This window comes from Chryseobacterium sp. JUb7, assembly GCF_024806495.1.
GTDB lineage: Bacteria > Bacteroidota > Bacteroidia > Flavobacteriales > Weeksellaceae > Chryseobacterium.
Genome location: NZ_JANUFF010000004.1, coordinates 389,797 through 411,243 on the forward strand (window position 1 = coordinate 389,797; position 21,447 = coordinate 411,243).

12 protein-coding genes are annotated in these 21,447 nt (G+C 35.4%); 10 read left to right on the forward strand and 2 right to left on the reverse strand.

From position 1 onward, the window contains the following. The first annotated feature begins 146 nt into the window (after nt 1-146). The 10 genes from M2373_RS10740 (at nt 147) to M2373_RS10785 (ending at nt 15,388) form a co-directional block, all read left to right on the forward strand. Nucleotides 147-935: an SDR family oxidoreductase gene (locus tag M2373_RS10740; protein WP_259110500.1), complete on the forward strand. Its 789-nt coding sequence runs from the start codon at nt 147-149 to the stop codon at nt 933-935. A 109-nt stretch (nt 936-1,044) separates the two neighbouring features. After that, nucleotides 1,045-2,622 carry a hypothetical protein gene (locus M2373_RS10745; protein WP_259110501.1) on the forward strand — a complete coding sequence of 526 codons (1,578 nt, stop codon included), beginning with the start codon at nt 1,045-1,047 and terminating at the stop codon, nt 2,620-2,622. 188 nt (nt 2,623-2,810) lie between these two features. Then, nucleotides 2,811-5,951, forward strand: a complete 3,141-nt coding sequence (locus tag M2373_RS10750) for a SusC/RagA family TonB-linked outer membrane protein (RefSeq protein ID WP_259110503.1) — start codon at nt 2,811-2,813, stop codon at nt 5,949-5,951. 17 nt (nt 5,952-5,968) lie between these two features. Next, on the forward strand, nt 5,969-7,444 hold the full coding sequence (locus tag M2373_RS10755) for a SusD/RagB family nutrient-binding outer membrane lipoprotein (RefSeq protein ID WP_259110504.1): 1,476 nt from the start codon (nt 5,969-5,971) through the stop codon (nt 7,442-7,444). 83 nt (nt 7,445-7,527) lie between these two features. Then, nucleotides 7,528-9,873, forward strand: a complete 2,346-nt coding sequence (locus tag M2373_RS10760; RefSeq protein ID WP_259110505.1) for a phosphocholine-specific phospholipase C — start codon at nt 7,528-7,530, stop codon at nt 9,871-9,873. Between the two features lie 234 nt (nt 9,874-10,107). Then, nucleotides 10,108-10,686, forward strand: coding sequence for a hypothetical protein (locus tag M2373_RS10765; RefSeq protein WP_259110507.1), 579 nt, complete (start codon nt 10,108-10,110; stop codon nt 10,684-10,686). A gap of 101 nt (nt 10,687-10,787) precedes the next feature. Next, nucleotides 10,788-11,588 (forward strand): DUF3324 domain-containing protein, encoded by an 801-nt coding sequence (locus M2373_RS10770; protein ID WP_259110509.1) that lies wholly within the window; start codon nt 10,788-10,790, stop codon nt 11,586-11,588. Further along, nucleotides 11,581-14,322 (forward strand): hypothetical protein, encoded by a 2,742-nt coding sequence (locus tag M2373_RS10775; RefSeq protein ID WP_259110510.1) that lies wholly within the window; start codon nt 11,581-11,583, stop codon nt 14,320-14,322. Before M2373_RS10770 ends, M2373_RS10775 begins: the two co-directional genes overlap by 8 nt. 5 nt (nt 14,323-14,327) lie before the next feature. Continuing rightward, nucleotides 14,328-14,852: a hypothetical protein gene (locus M2373_RS10780; RefSeq protein ID WP_409013199.1), complete on the forward strand. Its 525-nt coding sequence runs from the start codon at nt 14,328-14,330 to the stop codon at nt 14,850-14,852. Between the two features lie 11 nt (nt 14,853-14,863). Further along, nucleotides 14,864-15,388 carry a hypothetical protein gene (locus tag M2373_RS10785; RefSeq protein WP_259110513.1) on the forward strand — a complete coding sequence of 175 codons (525 nt, stop codon included), beginning with the start codon at nt 14,864-14,866 and terminating at the stop codon, nt 15,386-15,388. Nucleotides 15,389-15,579: 191 nt separating this feature from the next. Here the strand turns inward: M2373_RS10785 and M2373_RS10790 are convergent, their stop codons facing one another. After that, entirely contained in the window at nt 15,580-17,475 is a 1,896-nt protein-coding gene (locus M2373_RS10790; RefSeq protein WP_259110514.1) for a SusD/RagB family nutrient-binding outer membrane lipoprotein, read from the reverse strand. Nucleotides 17,476-17,496: 21 nt separating this feature from the next. After that, complete coding sequence (locus tag M2373_RS10795; protein ID WP_259110516.1) at nt 17,497-20,406, reverse strand: SusC/RagA family TonB-linked outer membrane protein; 2,910 nt, start codon at nt 20,404-20,406, stop codon at nt 17,497-17,499. Between the last annotated feature and the right edge of the window lie 1,041 nt (nt 20,407-21,447).

The following is a 21,447-nucleotide window of genomic DNA, read 5'->3' on the forward strand; positions in this document are numbered from 1 at the left end:
AATATTAAGAGAGTTCACTTTTCTTTTTTACATTTGCTGAAAATTAATATACCAAGCATACAGTAAAGACTAAGAGATCAATATTTCAAAAATTCTTCTCAAAACTTTACAGCAAACCCTATAACTCTAAAAGTAATAAGAAGTAAATGACAATAATCATTACAGGAACCTCATCAGGAATCGGTTTCGTTTTAGCAGAATATTTCGGCAAAAAAGGTCATCAGGTATATGGCTTAAGCAGAAAACACACCGAAAGTCAATATTTTAAATCTATTCCGACTGATGTTACGGATAATGATGCGGTTCAAAATGCGATTGCCGAAGTTCTGAAAACAGAAACGAGAATTGATGTTCTCATTAATAATGCAGGAATGGGAATGGTAGGAGCTGTAGAAGACTCTACCAAAGAAGATATTCTGAAATTATTCAATTTAAATCTTGTAGGGGCTGTTCAGATGATGAGTGCTGTATTACCGAAAATGCGTGAAAACAAATTCGGACAAATCATCAATGTTTCAAGTATAGGAAGTGAAATGGGACTTCCTTTCCGCGGATTTTATTCAGCTTCAAAATCAGCCTTAGATAAAGTAACCGAAGCGATGAGGTATGAAGTTTACCCATGGAATATTCATGTTTGTTCTCTTCATTTGGGAGATATTAAAACAAACATTGCTGAAAACCGTGTAAAAACAAAAGTATCCGAGCCTTATACAACTGTTTTTGAAAAGGTATACGCTTTAATGAACTCTCATGTGGGCGATGGAACTGAGCCTTTGGAAGTTGCCGAGTATGTAGATACACTTTTAACTAAAAATAAATGGAAAGCTCATTATTATTTCGGTAAATTCGGGCAGAAAATCGGAGTTCCTCTGAAATGGATTCTTCCACAGGGAACTTATGAAAATTTAATGAAGAAATATAATAAACTGGCGTAGTTCCAGTTTAACTTATTTAAACTTTATTTTTAATTATAAATATTACCTAAAATAAAAACAGTATTTTAAAGCTTTATATTAGTTGAAGTTATTTCTGAAAATATTTTTTGTGCTGTTTTGCGTTTTTATTCAAGCGCAAAAGAAACAGTATTGGCTTATTGATACCGAAACCAAGGTTAAGAAAAAAGTAAAGGATTCCGTTTCTGCTGTAAAATTTTTGGATTCTCTTACTCAGAGCAATTATTTTTTCACCCAGCTAAAAGAAGTAAAAGTAAAAGGAGACAGTACCGAGATCTTTTACAACAAGGGCAAAAACTTCAACGAAACCTATGTGAATATTTCCGATTCTATTTCACATAAAATAAAATCTCAGAAAGAATTTTTTACTAAAAATCTGGATTCTACAAAGAAGAATATCAACAAAGCTTATATTGATGACGGCTATTCATTCAGCAGAATCAAGACAAAATATAAAGGACAAAAAAACGGTTATCCCATTGTAGAACTGGACATCAACAAAAATGATAAAAGAAAAATTGATGGTTTTGTAGTAAAAGGCTATGAAAGAGTTCCCAAGAGATTCATGAAAAATCTTGATAAAGAATTCAAAGGTAAAACCTACGATGACAAAAACCTGATTGCCATTAATAAAAGTTTTCAGAGCCACCAGTTTGTAACCCTCGAAAGACCACCACAAACACTTTTCACGAAAGATTCTACGCAGATCTATCTTTTCATGGAGAAGAAAAAAACGAATAGCTTTGACGGGGTGATTGGTTTTGGAAATGATAAAACAGATAAATTCACCTTAAACGGAACCCTGAATGTGAATTTCAGGAATATGTTTAACGGTTTCGAAAACGTGAATCTATATTGGCAGAGAAACCCTGACAAAGGGCAGAATTTTGATCTCCAGACAGATGTTCCGTATCTTTTTAAGTCCAATATCGGTCTAAATATGAAGGTAAATATCTTCAGACAGGATTCTACTTTCGCCAATGTAAAAGCACTCCCTGCTTTGTATTATCATATGAACAGCCGGAATAAAATAGGACTCCGAGGAACTTTTGAGAGCTCAAGTATCATCGACAGTCTCTATGTTCAGGGGAAAGATTACAACAAAAAAGGAATCGGTATCTGGTTTGAAATGGTAGAACCTACAGATATTGATCTTTTTCTATATAAAACAAAAATTAATGCCGGATATGACTATCTGACAACTACTTATACAAAAGACAACATCAAATCTCCGCAAAACCAATTCTACTTCTTTGGGGAGCATAATTATCATATCAATGGCAATCATTTCCTCAATATAAAAGCGGAGGGTGCGATGATGGACTCTAAAATTGAGTTTTCCGCCAACGAATTGTACCGCTTCGGGGGCTGGAATTCTATGCGGGGTTTCAATGAAAACTCCCTTGCCGCCGATTTTTATTATTACGGAAGTTTAGAATACCGGTACCTCATCGGAAATCAGGCGTTTTTTGATGTCTTCGGACAATACGGACAGCTCAATAATAAATCTTTAAATGTAAAACCTAAGCTCTACAGTGTGGGGCTCGGATTCAATTTCTTTATCCCGATCGGGCTGATGAGTTTCCAGCTTTCGAATGGAAACGAATTTGGAAATCCTTTTAAATTTAATGACATTAAAATCCACTGGGGAATTCTGAGTAGATTCTAATCTCAAAGTACCTTGATCTCTATTATAATAATACTATTTAAAAAAAGTAAAAATTTGTGAAACCATCACTGTTTTGAGCTTTATAATTTTATTAAATTTATTATTGTCTCAGGCTGAAATCATATTTTTATCTTAATATCACATTAAAATTCAGGTAACAGTGCACTGCTAAATTTGCCTTCAAAAAAATGAAGAAAACTTTAGCTACGTTTGCAGTTTTTTTACTTCCACTCTATTTTACGGCTCAGGAAATTAATATCTCGGGAAATGTAAGGTCTGAGAATGGCTCCAGTGTTTCCGGAGTGAGCATCACCGATAAAAACACCGGAAAAACAGCTACGACTGACGAAAACGGGAATTTTACAATTTCAGCCAACACTAGAGATATTCTTGAATTTTTCTCGCCGGACTTTTCTACCTCAACCATTGAGGTTTCAGACAGAAAAAATTATTCAGTCGTTTTAAAAAAGATTAATGAAAAACAGATCGAAGGGGTTGTTATTACCGCTTTAGGTATTGCGAAGAAGAAAGAGAAAATCGGGTATTCCACTCAGGAAGTTGGTACAAAACAATTTGAGACCGTTACGACTCCAAGTATTGGAAATCTATTCTCAGGGCAGGTTGCCGGATTGAATGTTTCAAATCCTACAGGAATGCAGCAGGCTCCGCAGTTTACATTAAGAGGAAATTCCAATCTGGTTTTCGTAATCGACGGAGTGATTGTTGAGAAAGAAGTTTTTCAGAATTTAGATCCTAATAATATCGATAACATCAACGTACTTAAAGGAGCAACAGCTTCTGCGTTGTATGGGGCAAGAGGACGGTATGGAGCCGTTTTAATTACTACAAAAAGTGCGAAAAAGAAAGGCTTTACCGTAGAGTTTTCACAAAATACAATGATCACAGGAGGATTTACGAATCTTCCAAAAACACAGACTGAATACGGAAACGGTTCACACGGAAAATATGAATTCTGGGACGGAGCAGATGGTGGAGTAAATGACGGAGATATGATCTGGGGACCAAAATTTGTTCCCGGAACGAAGATCGCTCAATGGAACAGCCCGATCAGAGATAAGCAGACCGGACAGGTTATTCCCTGGTACGGAACCGTAGCAGGAAGTCAGTATAATGACAAATCCCGATACGAAAGAGTACCGATCGACTGGGAATATCATGATAACTTAAAAACTTTCATGAAGCCCGCAGTGATCAATAACAACAACTTTTCGATCAGCTATAAAAACAATAAAGATATCTACAGGCTTTCGGGAAATTTCATGAATTATGATGACAGAATACCTGAAGCATATCTACAGCGTTACGGAATCAATTTCTCTTCAGAAAATCATATTGGCGAAAAATTAATCTTTGATACGAAGTTCAATTTTAATCAGACATTCACTCCCAATATTCCGAACTATGATTATAATCCGAGTGGTCACATGTATACTATCCTGATCTGGATGGGAGGTGATGTAGACGGAAGAGACTTGAGAAATCATATGTGGGTTCCGGGGCAGGAAGGTAAAACTCAAGCTAACTGGAATTATGCATGGTACAATAACCCTTGGTTCGGGGCCGAATATTATAAAAATAAAAACAGAACCAACATCATCAATGCACAAACCGGTTTAGAATACAAAGCGACTCAGGATTTCTCGATAAAAGGGAAAATCTCCATTGTTGAGAACCATAATAAGCAGGAAATTTTGAGTCCATATTCTTATTTCAATTACAGTGCGCCGAGAAGCGGTGGATATATCCTGAATGATACCAAAACCTGGAACCTCAACTCAGATATCTTAGCAACTTATAAAAAGAAAATTTCAGAAAACTTTGATTTCACAATCAATGCCGGAGCTTCTACATTTTACTATAAAAATGATGTTGACAATGCTTCAACTGACGGTTTGAAAATTCCGGAGCAATATTCGTTAGACAATTCGATAGGAGCCGTAAAATATTACGATTATTTAAAAGAAAAATTAATTTACAGTGCGTATACAACCATCGATATAGGTTTATATAATGCTTTCTTTATTAACGTTTCCGGACGTAACGACTGGTCATCAACACTTCCGAAAGCCAACAGATCTTATTTTTATCCATCCGCTTCATTAAGTGCTGTTGTTTCTAATCTGGTGAAACTCCCCGAATCGATTAATTTACTGAAATTATCAGCTTCCTGGGCAAAAGTAGCCTATGATTTCCAACCTTATTCCGTAAGAAATTATTATTTGAATAACAGCGGCGTAACCTATAACGGAAATCCTACATTCTACTACCCGACTACTCTGAATTATGAAAATTCATTAAAACCTGAACAGACAAAATCTTATGAATTAGGATTAAGTGCAGGATTATTTAAAAACAGGCTTACGCTGGATGCAACCTATTTCCATACACTGGATTACAACAACATTCTACAGTTCCCAAGCGCTCCGTCATCAGGCTTCACTTCACAATATGTGAATGGTAATGAATATACAACCAAAGGTCTTGAAATTTCATTAGGTATCGTTCCTGTAAAAACAAAAGATTTCACCTGGAAAGCCTTAATTAACTGGAGTACGTATGAACAAAAACTGACTTCCATTTATGCCGATATGCCCAATTACAACAATATCAAATTAGGCGAAAGAATGGACAGTTATTATGATACAACCTGGCAAAAATCTCCGGATGGAAAAGTGATTCTCAATGCCGAAACAGGTATGCCGACGAGAGCGACGACTCCGACTAATTTAGGTCATTTCAATCCGGACTGGACCTTCGGTTTCAACAATACCTTCAAATATAAAAAATTAAGCTTAACCGTAGGAATTGACGGAAGTATAGGCGGTGTGATGAGATCTCAGGTCGTAGAAAAAATGTGGTGGGGCGGAAAACATCCCAATTCAGTGGCATACAGAGATCTTGAATATGCCAACCCCGGAACTTATTATTTCGTACCGGATGGTGTAAATTACAATGCAGCCACAGGAACTTACACCCCACATACTAAGGCAATCAGTTTTCAGGACTGGGCACAGAACTATCCTTATCAGGCAAGAGTTACCGAGGACGAAAGCGAATTGTTTGCTAATGTTTTCGACAGAACTTTCGTGAAACTGAGATCTGTCATTCTGGAATATGATTTCTCTTATCTATTGAATCCAAAAGGGTTTGTAAAGAGTTTCACGGCAAATGTATCAGGATATAATCTTGCCATGTGGAAAAAATCAAAAAACCTTTATTCAGATCCGGATTATAAGATCGGAACTGGAAATGACATTCAGGATCCGTCGAGCAGATGGTTCGGAATCGGATTTAATCTTAAGTTTTAATTAAAAGAATCATCAAAATGAAAAATAGTATAAAATCATTATTCTTTGTCGGATTATTAGCATTGACCTCTTGTGAAACCAATCTGGACACCATCAATGAAAACCCTAATGATCAGGCAAGCATCGATCCGAAATTTCTTTTAACATACGTTTCAAAATCAGCATTCCAGGTAAACGGAGACAATATGTACGCTTCAAGAATGATGATCGGAACAGACGGAGAAAATACTTACCAGTATATGAAATGGAATGACGCTTCGTTCGATGTTTATACTTCCGGTCTTCTGAATACCGTTAAAATGATGCAGGAAGCGGAAAAAATCAATAATAAAAATTATCAGGCGATCGGTAAATTTTACAGAGCCTATTACTTCTATAATTTAAGTTTAAAATTTGGAAGCATCCCTTATTCCGAAGCCGTGAAAGGTGAATCCGGAATTACACAGCCCAAATATGACAGTCAGGAAACAGTGATGGCCGGAATTTTAGGAGAACTGAAAGAAGCCAATGATCTGATTAATTCCAACGACAAAATTGAAGGCGACATCATTTACAATGGTGATGCTACAAAATGGAAAAAACTGATCAATTCTTTCCGTCTGAAAATCCTGATCTCACTTTCCAAAAAAGCAACGGTAGGCAGCTATACCATTGCTACAGAATTTGCATCTATTGCGGGAAGCCAGACTTTGATGTCATCGATCACAGACAACGGAGAACTGAAATTTGCAGATGCTGCCGACAGCAGATATACAATGTTTAATAACAGTGGATACGGTTCGAGTCTGTATATGGCAGACTATTTTATCAATTTCTTTAAAGCCAGAGAAGACCCTCGTTTATTCACTTTTGCGGCACAAACTACAGCCGCTAAAGAAGCAGGAAAACCCATTACAGATTTTACAGGATACAACGGAGGAAATCCTACTTCCCCATATTCTGATAATGCAGCTTTGGTTGCTGCCAAAAATATTTCTAAAGTAAATGACCGTTTCTATAAAGATGCGACAAATGAACCATCATCTGTTTTAAGCTATTCTGAATTAGAATTTATATTAGCTGAAGCCACTGCAAGAGGTTGGATTTCAGGTTCTTCAAAGGCACATTATGACAATGCGATCAAAGCAAGTTTTACATTTTATCAGACTTATGTAAAAAATCCAGATCAGTATTTCGGAGGTTTTGATGTGAACCAATATTTAACTAAATCTTTAGTTTTATATGATAATTCAGCTCCATTAGCTACTCAACTGGAAAAAATTATGACTCAGAAATACATGACAATGTTTCACCAGTCTCAATGGACTTCTTATTACGATTATCTGAGAACAGGATATCCGAATTATCCTTTACAAACAGGAGTTTCAGCTCCCTTAAGATTCAGATATCCGCAAGCTGAGTACAATTATAACAGCGCTAATTTACAGGCAGCACTTGCAGCTCAGTATGGAGGAAATGACAATATCAATTCTAAACCTTGGTGGCTGCAGTAAAAAACTAACTATTTTTTAACATCAAAATAAAAGAAATCGCAAGAAAACCAATTAACTTGCGGTTTCTTTGTATTACTATTGAAATGGACAGAAGAGAATTTTTAGAAAAATCAAGTTTACTTTTAGCCGGTTTAGGAACTTCAGGGGTTTTACACCCTTCTATTTTAAAGGCATTAACCATCGAGCCTGCCGCGCAATCTACTTTTTATGATGCAGAACATGTAGTAATTTTAATGCAGGAAAACCGCTCTTTTGATCATGCTTTCGGGGCTTTGAAAGGAGTAAGAGGCTTTTTAGACCAGAGAGCCTTTATAAAGCAGGATGGTCATTCGGTTTTCTTTCAGAAAAATGACACCGGAAAATACGCTTCTCCGGCACGTTTGGATTTAAGAAATACAAAATCTACCTGGATGAGTTCCCTTCCCCACTCTTGGGATAATCAGCAAAAAGCATTGAATAAAGGGAAATATGATCAATGGCTTCAGGCAAAAGCTTCGGGAAATAAAGATTATAAAAATATTCCGTTGACATTGGGATATTATAACCGCGAAGATCTTCCTTTTTACTACCAATTGGCAGATGCATTCACTATTTTCGACCAATATTTTTGTTCTTCATTAACAGGAACAACCCCCAACCGTCTATTTCTTTGGTCGGGGACCCTTCGTGAACAGCAAAACGGAAAAGTAAAAGCCAATGTTTATAATGAAAATATTGATTACGATAAAGCCAGACAGGCAAAGTGGAAAAGTTTTCCTGAAATTTTAGAAGAGCAAAATGTTTCATGGAAAATTTATCAGAACGAAATCAGCCTTCCAAAAGGAATGTCCGGTGAGCAGGAAGCATGGCTGAGTAATTTTACAGACAATCCAATTGAGTGGTTTTCAAATTTCAATGTGAAGTTTTCAAAAGGATACCATGAAAATATTCCCAACATTATTTCTTATCTAAAAAAGGAAATCGAAAAAAATCCGGGCCAGAAAGAAAGACTGGAAGGAATGATTACCGAGCTTGAAAATGATTTGAAAGAATATAAACCGGAAAATTTCGCTAAACTTTCTCAGCAACAAAAGAATCTTCACGAAAAAGCCTTTACCACCAATTCAGGAGATCCTGATTTCTGGAATGTAGAAATCGGACAGGATGAAAACGGGGAAAGACTGGTCGTTCCTAAAGGTGATGTTCTGCACCAGTTTAGAAAAGATGTAGAAGAAAAAAAATTACCATTAGTTTCATGGCTGGTGGCTCCAGAGCATTTTTCTGATCATCCCGGATCGCCATGGTATGGAGCATGGTATATCTCTGAAGTCTTAAATATCTTAACCAAAGATCCGGAAACCTGGAAAAAAACAATTTTCATTATTAATTACGATGAAAATGATGGTTACTTCGATCATGTTTTACCTTTTGCTCCACCCATAAATCCAAGTCAGCCTGTTGATATGAATGGAAAAGACGGAGTGGAATATGTAAACAAAAATCAGGAATACATGGCTTCACAAAAGCTGAAGGATCATGAAAAAATCGAAGGTACTGTTGGCTTGGGATACAGAGTCCCTATGATTATTGCCTCTCCCTGGACGAAAGGAGGATTTGTAAACTCTGAAGTTTCAGACCATACTTCAGTCTTACAGTTCTTGGAAAAATTCATTCATAAAAAATTCAATAAAGAAGTCACCATTGACAATATCAGTGATTGGCGCAGAGCTGTTTGCGGAGATCTGACTTCAGCCTTTAATTCATCTAGTGTAAAAATTCCGCAGATGAATTATCTGGATCAAAAGGATTATGCAAAAACTATCAATTCTGCGAAAAATAAACCTGTTCCCAATTTAAAATGGTATTCTGAAAATGAACTGAAAAATAATTTACTGGAAATTCAGGAAAGAGGTCTAAAGCCTTCAAATCCGCTTCCCTACAATTTTCAGGTAAATTTTGAAAATGAAAAAATTAAAATGACCAACCTGAACGAAACAGGAATTCCTTTATTAATCTATGACAGAACAAAATTCGACAATGGTGATTTTCATTTCTCATATGCTTTGTATTCAAAACAGGAGCTGTCTCATACTGTAAATACAGGAAAATATAATCTTGAAGTTTTTGGTCCTAATGGGTTTTACAGGAATTTCAAGGGTGGAGAGATTCCTGATCTTGAAGTTTTACTAATCAATAATACCTCAAAAAATCAGGTCGAGCTTATTTTCAGAAAAGGAAACAAAGGAAACATTACCATTACCTTAGAAAACTTTTACGAGAAAAAGCAAAAGAAAATTTCTTTGCATCAACCTGAAGAAAGACTGATCATAGACCTTGATAAAATGAAAGGATGGTATGATCTGAAGCTTATGTCTGAAAATAATATCTGGCATTTTGCAGGTAGAATAGAATCAGGAAAACCTTCTACTTCCGATCCTCACTGGGCTTAGTCTTAAAAATTCATTCTAATAAATTAAAGTCTTACATCATCATGTAAGGCTTTTTTTATTCGGTGATTTCATTTATAAAGAATAAAACTTATTTTCATGAAATTTATATGTCCGATTTTTAAGCCGTATTAAAATATTGAAAATGAATAAATAAGAATTAAAAAAAATAGCAAAAACTATTTCATACTTATTTGAATTTTATTAACTTCACTTTACCAAAATTATAAATTTACCATGAAAAAATTGAAATTCACTTTAGCTACATCTTTTGTTGCATTAGCATTGTCTACAAGCCTACATGCACAAGATACGAACACAGACAATCACACAATAACCATTTCTGTACCGGAAGTTGCATTGGTAGATATTGAACCTGCCGCTACAAAAAACATAACTTTAGGGTTCACAGCTCCTACAGAAGCAGGTAATCCATTGGTTGCAAATGCAGCTAACACTACGCTTTGGCTTAACTACTCTTCTATTAAATCTGTGGCAGATCCGACGCGTAATGTTTCTGTAAAACTAAATGCTATCATTCCTGGAGTTGACATTCATGTAACCGCAGCAGCAGCTACAGGTGCAGGAGGAGGAACATTAGGAACTCCGTCTGCTCAACTTACATTAAGTGCCGCAGACCAGACAATTATCTCAGGAATAGGAAGTGCTTACACAGGTAACGGAGCCAACAACGGCCATAACCTGACGTATGCATTAGCTCCGGGAAGTGGTCCTGGCGGAGTGGCAGCCTATGCAGATCTACAGGCGACTGCTACTACAGTAGCAACAGTTACCTATACTATTTCGGACAACTAACCTGTCCTAATTTCATCTTTATACAAGCAAGAAGAAAAAGATATGCTATTTCTTCTTGGTCTTGTATTATCAATGTTTTAAACACCAAACTTTACATAATTATGATAAAGCGCATTTTCCTATTGGCAATTTTCATCCTTCAATTCTGCTTTTTTAAAGCCAGTATTGTTGTCCTTAATGGCCTTTCCCACACCTATCAGGTAGAAAACGGAAAGGTATATAAAGGGAAAATTGCGATAGAAAATACCGGTAATCAATCTCAAAGCGTAAAATTATTTCTTCAGGATTACAGCTACAATGCTAATGGTACAAGCAATTATTCTGTTCCTCATACCAATGATAAGACCAATTCTGACTGGATCAAGATGAACACCAACTTGGTTACTCTTAAAGCAAAACAAAAAACAGAAATCTATTATGAGATTACTGTTCCTAATACTGTTTCAGAACCGGGAAGCTATTGGAGTGTAATCATGGTAGAACCTGTGGAAGAAATAAAACCTAATGATAATAAACAAGGTGTAAATATTACCTCCATTATACGATATGCCATTCAGGTCATTACAGATGTTGATTCGGAAAAAGCAAAACCTGATTTAAAGTTTGAAGGGGTAAAAATTGAAAAAGAAGATGGAAGGCAGATTCTGAAAGTTGCCATTGCCAATAAAGGAAATCTCTATTGCAAACCAACGGCGAACATAGAAATTTACAATAAAAAAGACGGGCAAAAGCTCGGAAATTTTTCCAGTCAGGCTATGGGATTATTACCACAAACCTCAAAATCTTTCCATATTGATATCAGCAAAATGCCTCCCGATAAATACAATGCCGTATTGATCGCTACTGATGAAGATGAAAATGCTTTCGCTCTCAACGTGGAATTAGAAGTAAAGAATGATTAAAAATTGTGCTTTATATCTATTCATATTATTCCCAGTATTCATTTTTGCCCAAAAAGAAAATTTTGTCAACAAAAAAGATAGTCTGCTGCCGGGAACGTCTACTTCTATTTGGTTTAAAATAGAAAATAAGACGTCCGAAAATAAGCTGTATGATATTAAAGTAGAAACAACAAGCCCCCATATTTCCCCTATTCTGACCAATGGAGAACTTAAAATTTCTGCCAATGAAAATAATGTTTATATTGTTCCTTTAAAAATTGCCACAGAAACTCCTCAAGGAAAATACTCCGTTATTTTAAACGGAACAGAAAAAAATACAGGCGAAAAATTCATACAAAAAACAGAATTCTTAGTTTCAGGAAACCGAAAATTAACATTAACGGCTTTACATTCCCCGGAATTTGTGAAAGCAGGGGAAACAATTATCTCAACATTCCTTTTGAAAAATAGTGGAAATGTGCCCGAAAACTTAATCCTGGAAAGTAAAAATGCAGTCGTAGATGAAGGAGCCTCCTTGCTTTTGCCACCCGGAGAAAGTAAAATAATCACTGTCAGCAAAATTACCAACTCAAATCTTGGAAAAAACGAATATCAAAATTTAAATCTATCCGTTTATTCCAAAAATAACCAGACTGAAAACCAAACCGCTTACAGCAGCGTAAAAATAATTTCTATAAAACCTGTTGAGGAAGATATTTTTCACAGATTTCCGGTTGCGGCTTCGCTTTCTTTTATTGGGATGAGAAACCGGGGTGAGTATAATGATGGCTTTCAGGGAGAAATTTATGGAAAAGGAACTCTGGATAAAGACAACAAAAATCAGCTTGAGTTTCATGCGGTAACAAAAAATCCTGTAGAATTCAGTTCTTTTACCCAATATGAAGAATATTTCATCAATTATAAAAGAGAAAACTTTTACGTTCATTTGGGAGATAAAAATTATTCATCCTCTTTTCTCACGGAATATGCAAGATATGGTCGTGGTGCAGAAATTCGTTTTGATTTAAAAAAAGTAAGCTTTGGAGGTTTTTATAATCATCCGAGATTTTTCAGGGATATTAAAGATGAGTTTAATGTCTATTCAAAATTCAAACTCGCTAAAGAATCTGAAATCACCGCCGGATATTTATATAAAATTCCGAGAACAGAAAATGTAGGATTAAGTTTTACAAATGTAAGATTAGATTCCAATGCCCATCTCCCGTATATTACAGGAAAATTTAAATTAAATAAAAACATTGAAGTCTCCGGAGAAACCTCTTACAGTAAAACCGATAAGACGGATGGAACAGCCTTTATGCTTCAAACCATCGTTAATTTTGAAAGATTGAGTGGAAATGTAATGTATATGCGCGCCAGTCCGGAATATGCCGGATATTTTAACAACACAAATAATTTTAACGGAAATATTCAATATAAACTTACAAAAAGGATTAATCTTTTGGCAAATTATGTTCAGGATGCCAGAAATTTTCAGCGCGACACTTTATTTTTAGCAGCTCCTTACCGGAAGTTTTTACAGTATGGACTTCAATATCGATATTCAAACAGAGGATCATTTATGCTTTACAACGGATTCCAAAGATATGAAGACCGCCTGATGCCAAAAGAATTTGATTATAAAGAACGTTTTTTCAGAGCAACACTTGATCAGCAGATCGGAATTTTTCAACTCAATCTTGAAGGGCAGTTCGGAAAAACCGACAATTATCTGACCGGATTTTCAGGAAATTCAAGTTTTTATACGGCCAATATCGGATTTGAAAAATTCAGAACCTCTTTTAATGTATTCGGAAGTTATGCGATTACTTCACGGTATCAGATGCAAAATCAGAAACAGTTTTATTACGGCGTAAGAATTTTAAATCGTTTTTCAGATAAAACAAGCTTCAGCCTATTTTATCAGAATAACTATATGCCGGAAGATTATTATACTGACAGAAATCTTTTTGAATTACTTTTTCATCAGCAGCTTTTCCCGGGTCATGAGTTTGATCTTTCCGGCCGATATGCTTTACAACGCGGTGAGTTGGGAAATAAAGACTTTATTTTCTCACTCCGGTATACATTAAGAATGAATGTTCCAACTCAAAAAATTGCAGACTATACAACACTTTCAGGAAATATTGATAATCTTGGCGTAAAAAAAGTCGACGGAATCCGGCTACAATTAGGAAGTCATTTATCTGTGACCGATAAAAACGGAAATTTTATATTTAAAAATGTAATCCCCGGTGATTATGTCCTGGAAATTGACCGATCTACCACAGATATTAATGATATCCCCAACGTAAATGTTCCTGCCTCGTTGGTCTTAACAAATAAAGAAAACATATTCAATTTTGGATTGACAAGTGCTGCAAATATTCAGGGTGAAATTCAGTTTTCAGAAAGTGGACAGGCAAGTTTTGCCGGATTTTCATTTAATAAAGACAAAAAGAAAAAAGAAAATATCATTATTGAAGTTTCAAATGGCGATCAGGTCTACCGAAAAATGGGCGTTATCGGAGAAAATTTTGATTTCACGTATCTGCGTCCCGGAGACTGGAAAGCAAAAGTATACCGAAACGGTCTGGATAAAAGATACAAAATACCAATCGATCAGTTTGAATTTACCTTAAAACCATCAGAAACAAAAAAATTAAACATTAATGTGATAAAACAGCAATCAGAAGTAAAATATCAGCAGGAAAGCATCAAAGTAAGTTATAACGAAAAGAAGAAAATAAAATAATGTATTTGAAAATTATATTTTTAACCAGTCTTGCTGTATCCTGTAAAATATTTTCACAAACTACAGGAAACAGATCTGTTGCTGTAACTTTACCCATTGTCACCTTAATGGATATAGAGCCTGCCGGAGCAATCAGCTTAAATTACACCGCTCCTACTGAAGCTGGGAATGCGGTAACTGTCCCTGCTGTGAATACAACAAAATGGGTCAATTATACTTCTGCCATTGCTTCCGGAGGATTAACGAGAAGAATTACCGCTTCAGTCAATCAGGTGATTCCGGGAGTCGATATTAAAATTCTGGCTGCTGCAGCTTCGGGTTCCGGCGGCGGAACTTTGGGAACTCCTTCAGCACAAATTACCCTCACTACAACTGCTCAAACGATCATCAGCGGAATTGGCGGTGCTTTTACAGGAAACGGTACCAATAACGGGCACCGTCTTACCATAAGCCTGACAACAAATACATATGCTAATTTATCAGCACGTACAAATACACCTGTTGTCATTACCTATACCATCACAGAATAAAATTAAAGATAATGAAGTTTCATACTAATTTTTTTTACAGCATTTTTACAAAAAGTATATTCATTATTCTTTTAATCTTAAGTTTGGCTTTAAAATCACAAAGAACCATTACAGTTGGCGGAACCAACTGGACGGTGACTATTCCTTCTATAACTGAGGCCGGATCCAATTATGCAGGAACGTACGAAAGCGCAACCAACCAGATTTTGATTGGCGCAAGTGTTCCGCTTTTATTAGGAAACGGAAAAGTAAGTGTACATTATCAGGCCAATCCCACATGGAACAGTAATCTCGTTTTATCAGCAAGAAGAACAGGAAACGGAACGACAGCCTGTGTCGGTTGTTCCATCACAGGCGGAACAACTTATATTACCGTTCCCCTGGCGACAGATGTTGAATTATTCAGAATTACTGCGGTTTTGGCATTAGCATCATATTCAAATATTCCGGTACAGCTACAACTATCGGGAGTTTCTGTGGCTATTCCTGCCGCCACTTATAATAGTTTGGTCGTTTTTACAATAGCGGCACCTTAATTTATTTAAATTTTTACGGGAAGCTTTTTCCCGCTTTCCATTACAATCTTTTTTTACAAAAAAGGATTTTCATTACAATCGGGGCTAGGGCTACAGTCATATCATTCAATAGTACATAATAGTTTAAAACAAAAGTCCCTTTCAAAAAAATTGAAAAGGACTTATGAAAAAAGATATTATAGTTGGCTATTTTAATGCTTTGCCCACCAAAGTGGAGTAAGAACTTCGTCTGCACCACCTAAAAGCTGAACGGCTTTGTCATATCCCGGCTGATCTGTATTTCTGAATGTACTTGGATATCGTAATCTTTGTGGGAAATTTTTAATTGAATTCGTCATATAATTTCCTGAATTCAGATTCGGCAGATTTACCAAAGGGGTTTCAATAGCAGGATTTTCGAAGAATGGCAGACCTAATCTTCTATGATCACTCCATGATTCCAACGGAAGCCACGGCATATTTGCAATATATTTTTGAGTAATAATTTTTGTCAGTTTATCATTTTTAAAAGCTCCGTTTTTATAAATCGTATTTACCGGATAATTAATCGCTACAGAAACAAGATTATTCGTTACCGGATCTTTATACTGCATTGTATGAGTTGCTCCGGGTTCTGTAATATGACTGTAGGAAACAGAAGTTCCGTCTCTGTTATAATCCGTCGACGTGATATACTGACCATAAAACTGCGCTACATTATTATACGTAAAACTATCCTGAATTCCTTTGTTATAAGCAGCTTCATCGTTCATTGGAACTGACCAGCCTTTTAATGCAGCTTCAGCAATCAAAAAATAAGATTCCCAGCTTGCAAAAAATATTCTTGAATTGGTACTTTCTCTATATTGTTTTCCAAGTGCCGGCATACAGCCAACTACATTCCGTAAACCATTTCTCTGTCCTTTTGCTCCCCAGTTACCTATCGTATAGGCATTCCATGTATTTACGGTATTAACCGTTATTTTAGAATTATCAGCAAATGTCAAATCTCCGTGATTGGTTGTTGCCTGATTCGTATACGTCGGATAAAGAGAATAAACCGGGCTTGTAAGATCTCCGGGAATGTAAAAAGTTTTATACGCTCTAGGATCGATTTTATTTGGAAGCCCATCCAGCCAATATCCTGCACTAGGATCATTGGTCAATGTTGTAAATTGCTGATCGTATTTTATACCCAGATAATCTGCATTTTTTATAGCAGAAGCCTGTGATGATGGTAATTGATCCGCAGAATTTACACCACCTAAACCAATATACATATTATTGAGGGTAGCCGATAAAATCTGAGAATTCCATTCTCTTGACATTACTCCGGTTAAAGCATCCCAGCCCGGCTTTTCAGCCACTTTGAAATTATCTGTACTCGCTGCGATAAACATATTTGAATTGGCTGCTGCTTCGAATTCTGTTTTTGCTTTTGAAGGATCTACTTCAGCAATTCTCATGGCAATTCTCATTCTCATAGAATTGGCATATTTTACCCATTTGCTCCAGCTAAATCCATATACCATATCATAAGCATTCGAATTTGAAGGAGGGCCCTGATTGACATCCATTTTTGCAACAGCATCTTTTAATTCATCCAAAATAAAATAGTATACATCTTTTTCAGAATTAAAAGTAGGATTGGTTCCCTGAAATGCCTGAATCGGCTGAGGTCCGAAATTATCAGAAAATTCACTCATTAAATACGCTCTCCAAATTCTGGAAACCTGAATCACATTATCATAATAAGGTTTCCCTTGTCCGAGCGCTTTCTTCTCATTGGCAAGCTGAATGGCTCCGTTGGCATTATTTAACCATTCGGAAATATATTTCCAATATTCAGACGTCCAGGAATCATCATAAGTTCCTCCTGCAATTCCTGTAGAAAGTTGTTGCCTTCCCGCCGTTTTCCAATATAAAACAAAAACACGTTCTGCAATATTGGGATCTTGTTGTGCCCCGAGAATAGAATTATTTAAAAGATATTCAGGTTCTGCTTTATTGGTATCAACAGCAAATGGATTTTCATTAATGTTTTCAAAATCATTACATGAAACCGAAAGTACCGTCAACGCAAATATGGATAAGATATATTTTTTCATTGTTTCAATTTTTGTTTGGTGTTAAAATCCTAGAGTAATGGTAAATAAATATGATCTTGAGGTTGGAAACGCCATGTTTTCAAAACCTACAATATTAGAATTGATGGCGAAAACCGATTCCGGGTCTATTCCTTTTGTTTTGCTGTAAATCATCCAGACATTATTTGCTGTGAAAGCAACTTTAGCACTTTGTAATGCTAATTTTTGGAAAATATTTTTCGGAAAATTATAGGTTAACTGAACATTTCTTAAACGAATATTGGTTGCATCATAAACATTTTGCTCATTAATTCCCAAGTTTCCACCAGATGTAGTCACTGCTGTCCAATAATCCTGTTGCGTAATTTCAGTTGTATTGGCTGTATAACTATTTCCGTTTTGAACAACAGCATCAAGAACAAAGTTATCACGTCTTCCTCCCGGAGCAGTATCCGCCGCAAGACCTGCATTTTGTAATGCACTTTGAGTTGATGAGAAAAATTTCCCTCCAATACGTCCATCAATTAAAAAGGAAAGTCCGAAATTTTTGAAGGTAAAGCTATTGGTAAATCCGAATAATGCTCTTGGATTTTGATCTCCCAAATACTGACTATCTGATGTTGAAAGAGGCAACCCATTTGTTCCAACAATCAATTTTCCAAAATAAGGACTGTTTTGATCTTCAACTCTTAAAAATTTTGTTCCATAAATTGCCCCGTAAGGTCTTCCAACTTCAGCAAAAACTCCTACGGTGTCATAGCCTCCTAACAGATATTTTGTAATATTTCCGTCAATTTTGTCTATGTTACTTTTTAGTGTTGAAAAATTGGCATTAACATTCCAAATAAAATTTTCTTTCTTAAAAACATCCGAATTCAATACAAATTCAAATCCTTTGTTGTGAAGTCCTCCTGAATTTATCATCATTCTTTCATATCCTGACAGCGGATTAATAGGAATTGGGATCAGCTGATCTGTAGCATTATTATTAAAATAACTTATATCTAATGAAACTCTATCAAAAAACTTCAAATCTGCACCAACTTCAAAAGATTTTAATTTTTCCGCATGTAAATTGGAATTAAAAAGTGTTTTATTTCTTGTTAATGTTATATGCCCTGTAGGATCAGTAGAAGCAAAGTACTCATTATATAATTGTTGAGGAGCTAAAGAATTTCCTGTAGCTGCATAAGCAGCACGAATTTTAGCAAAAGTCAAAACTTTAGAACTTGTACCATTTAGCTTTTTCAGCATATCTGTCAAAACCAAAGATGTACTTAAAGAAGAATAAAAATAAGAAGCATTTGAACTATTTAAAGTAGAAGACCAGTCATTTCTAGCAGTAGCATTTAGAAACCAATATCCATCATAATTAATTTCTCCAGCTGCAAATATTGAATTAATTTTTTTCCATTGATCAACTTCCGTCGTGGTGAGCGAAGCAAGATCACTCGTATTTGTTGTACTGAAAACATTAGCTAGAATCAAATTCTGTGTCGTAAAGTAAAGTGCCTTAGTTCGGGTCTCCATCATTTGCCCATATACAGAAAGTGAGCCTCCCCATTTTCCAATGATGTTGTCTTTTTTGGCGTTTAAACTTGCGATGTAATTATTTTCATAAAACTTTTCCTGCCCCGTTGAATAAGAATTATTACGAGAAGAACCTGTCCATACTCTTGCGTCAGAATTTAGAGAATAAAAATCTGTTCCAAGTCTTACATCTGCACTCAACCAGTTATTAAACTGATATTTTAAATATCCATTCAGTAAAAAGCGATCTTTCTTATCTTCATTAAGCCCATTATATGCAGACCAGTAAGGATTAATCCCATTCGAGGTGATCCATCGTGAAGTCACATTATTATGCATTTGACCTTCACGATAATCTCTTATATCAATGTTCTGTGGCATTAAAAGAATTTGTGGGTAATAGTTTCCATTTCCTTGCCCCGCTGAAGGTCTGTTCTTACCTTTTACACTCATATATTGAGCCTTTACTTCCGTTGTCCATCTTTTATTAGCTCCAAAATTGGCATTCATTTTTGCCATAAAATTGAACCTTTCATACTTAGAATTAGGAATTTGACTGTTGCTGTTCAAGTAATTCGCAGAAGTATATAAGCTTGTTCCTTCTCCCAAGTTTTCCTGAAAACTCAAAGTATGCTGAGTATTGGTACCTATTTTAAAAAAGTTTTTTAAATTATCATAAACTGTCAAATCCGATCCTTCAAAAGCAGGTCCCCAAGATGAAGTATTATCAACTCCCGTCGGATTGGATAATCCATTACTCCCTTGTCCAAAACTCTTCTGAAGATCGGGCTTCATAAAAATGCTTTCAAAGCCCAAACTTGTAGAATAATTAATTCCAATGCCTCCTTTTCTTTTACCTGTTTTAGTAGTTATTAAAATAACACCATTTCCTCCTCTCGAGCCATACAATGCAGAAGCAGCTCCTCCTTTCAAAACAGAAACACTTTCTATATCATCAGGATTTAGATCACTCAGCCCATTTCCCATATCAAGATCCGGATTCCAAAAATCATTATTCGGATCTTTTCCGTTTTGCCTTGGTTTAGAACCTAAGCCATTACTTAAAGGCACTCCATCCACAACAATCAACGGCTGATTATCTCCTGTAAACGAATTAAACCCTCTTAAATTGATTTTTGAAGAAGAACCAGGACCAAACCCACCTTTTATAACCTGAAGCCCTGCAACCTTACCAACTAAAGCATTAGTAATGTTGTTTTCTTTCGCATCAACAAGAGTCTGGCCTTTTACATCCTGAAAAGAATATCCAAGAGACTTTTTTTCTTTTTTAACGCCATAAGCTGTGACAACAACTTCATCAATTTTAGTTGTTTTTAGAGAATCATTTTTCTGAGCATGTAACACACTGAAACATACAACCATGGATGAAAGCAATCCAATCTTAAATAAAGTTCTTTTCATAAAACGTGATTTAATGTAAACATAATACTATTTTAATATATTTTAACAGACTTATATTAATAAAAATAAAATTAATCTAAATCGTAAACAATTAGTTTATAAAAAAATAATAAAATTAATCACATTTTAGTGATACGTGAAAAAAATTAATAAAAAAATCTATATCATTTAATACAGATTTTTGTACTGCTTATTACTTAAACGTTTTAGCAAAATAAAAACAGGAAAAAGTATTGCCTAAAATTATCCCGAAGGATCGCATCGGAATTATTACAAATTTAAATAGTGGAAATATATCAAGTTTAAATAACAGTTCATTCACATTGAGATTTACACATTAATTATTTGAGTAAGAAAATAAAGAACTATTGATCCGTAAAATTGTATTAACTAAGCCCCCGAGATTTAAACCAGGAGATACAAGTACATAATTTATAATGGATGTCAAGCAAAAAGATTAAGATGATCTCTCGCAGGTAAAATAGACAATGGTGACTTAGATTTTAAAAAAAATTTTTAATTCTGAAGATCATTAATAAAAAAACAAATAGTTAGAATGTGGACACGATAATGCACATATTATTCTAATACGATTCTTATATCCCTCCAGGATAACAAAATTTGTGGATATTAATTATGGATAAAAGTATTCCTGTAATGATGAGTATTTCTATTTGGATATTAAAAGATAATGAGTGATCCGCGAAGTGGCGATTTACTTCAGGATAGGATGGCAATTCTGTCTGGTTTTATATAATATTCTTAACCTCTATATGGTGTATGGATTCTTCCGGGATTATAAACCCAGTGTAAGAAAGATCGTGATATGAAGATTGAAGATTTCAAGCCGGGAATTATCAACAGTTCGCCCCTACAGGGCTCAATTAAACATAACATATTTTCATAATCTATGAACAGACCGCTCCTACGGAGCTCCCCGCAATAGGCAATAGGCAATAGGCAATAGGCAATAGGCAATAGGCAATAGGCAATAGGCAATAGGCAATAGGCAATAGGCAATAGGCAATAGGCAATAGGCAA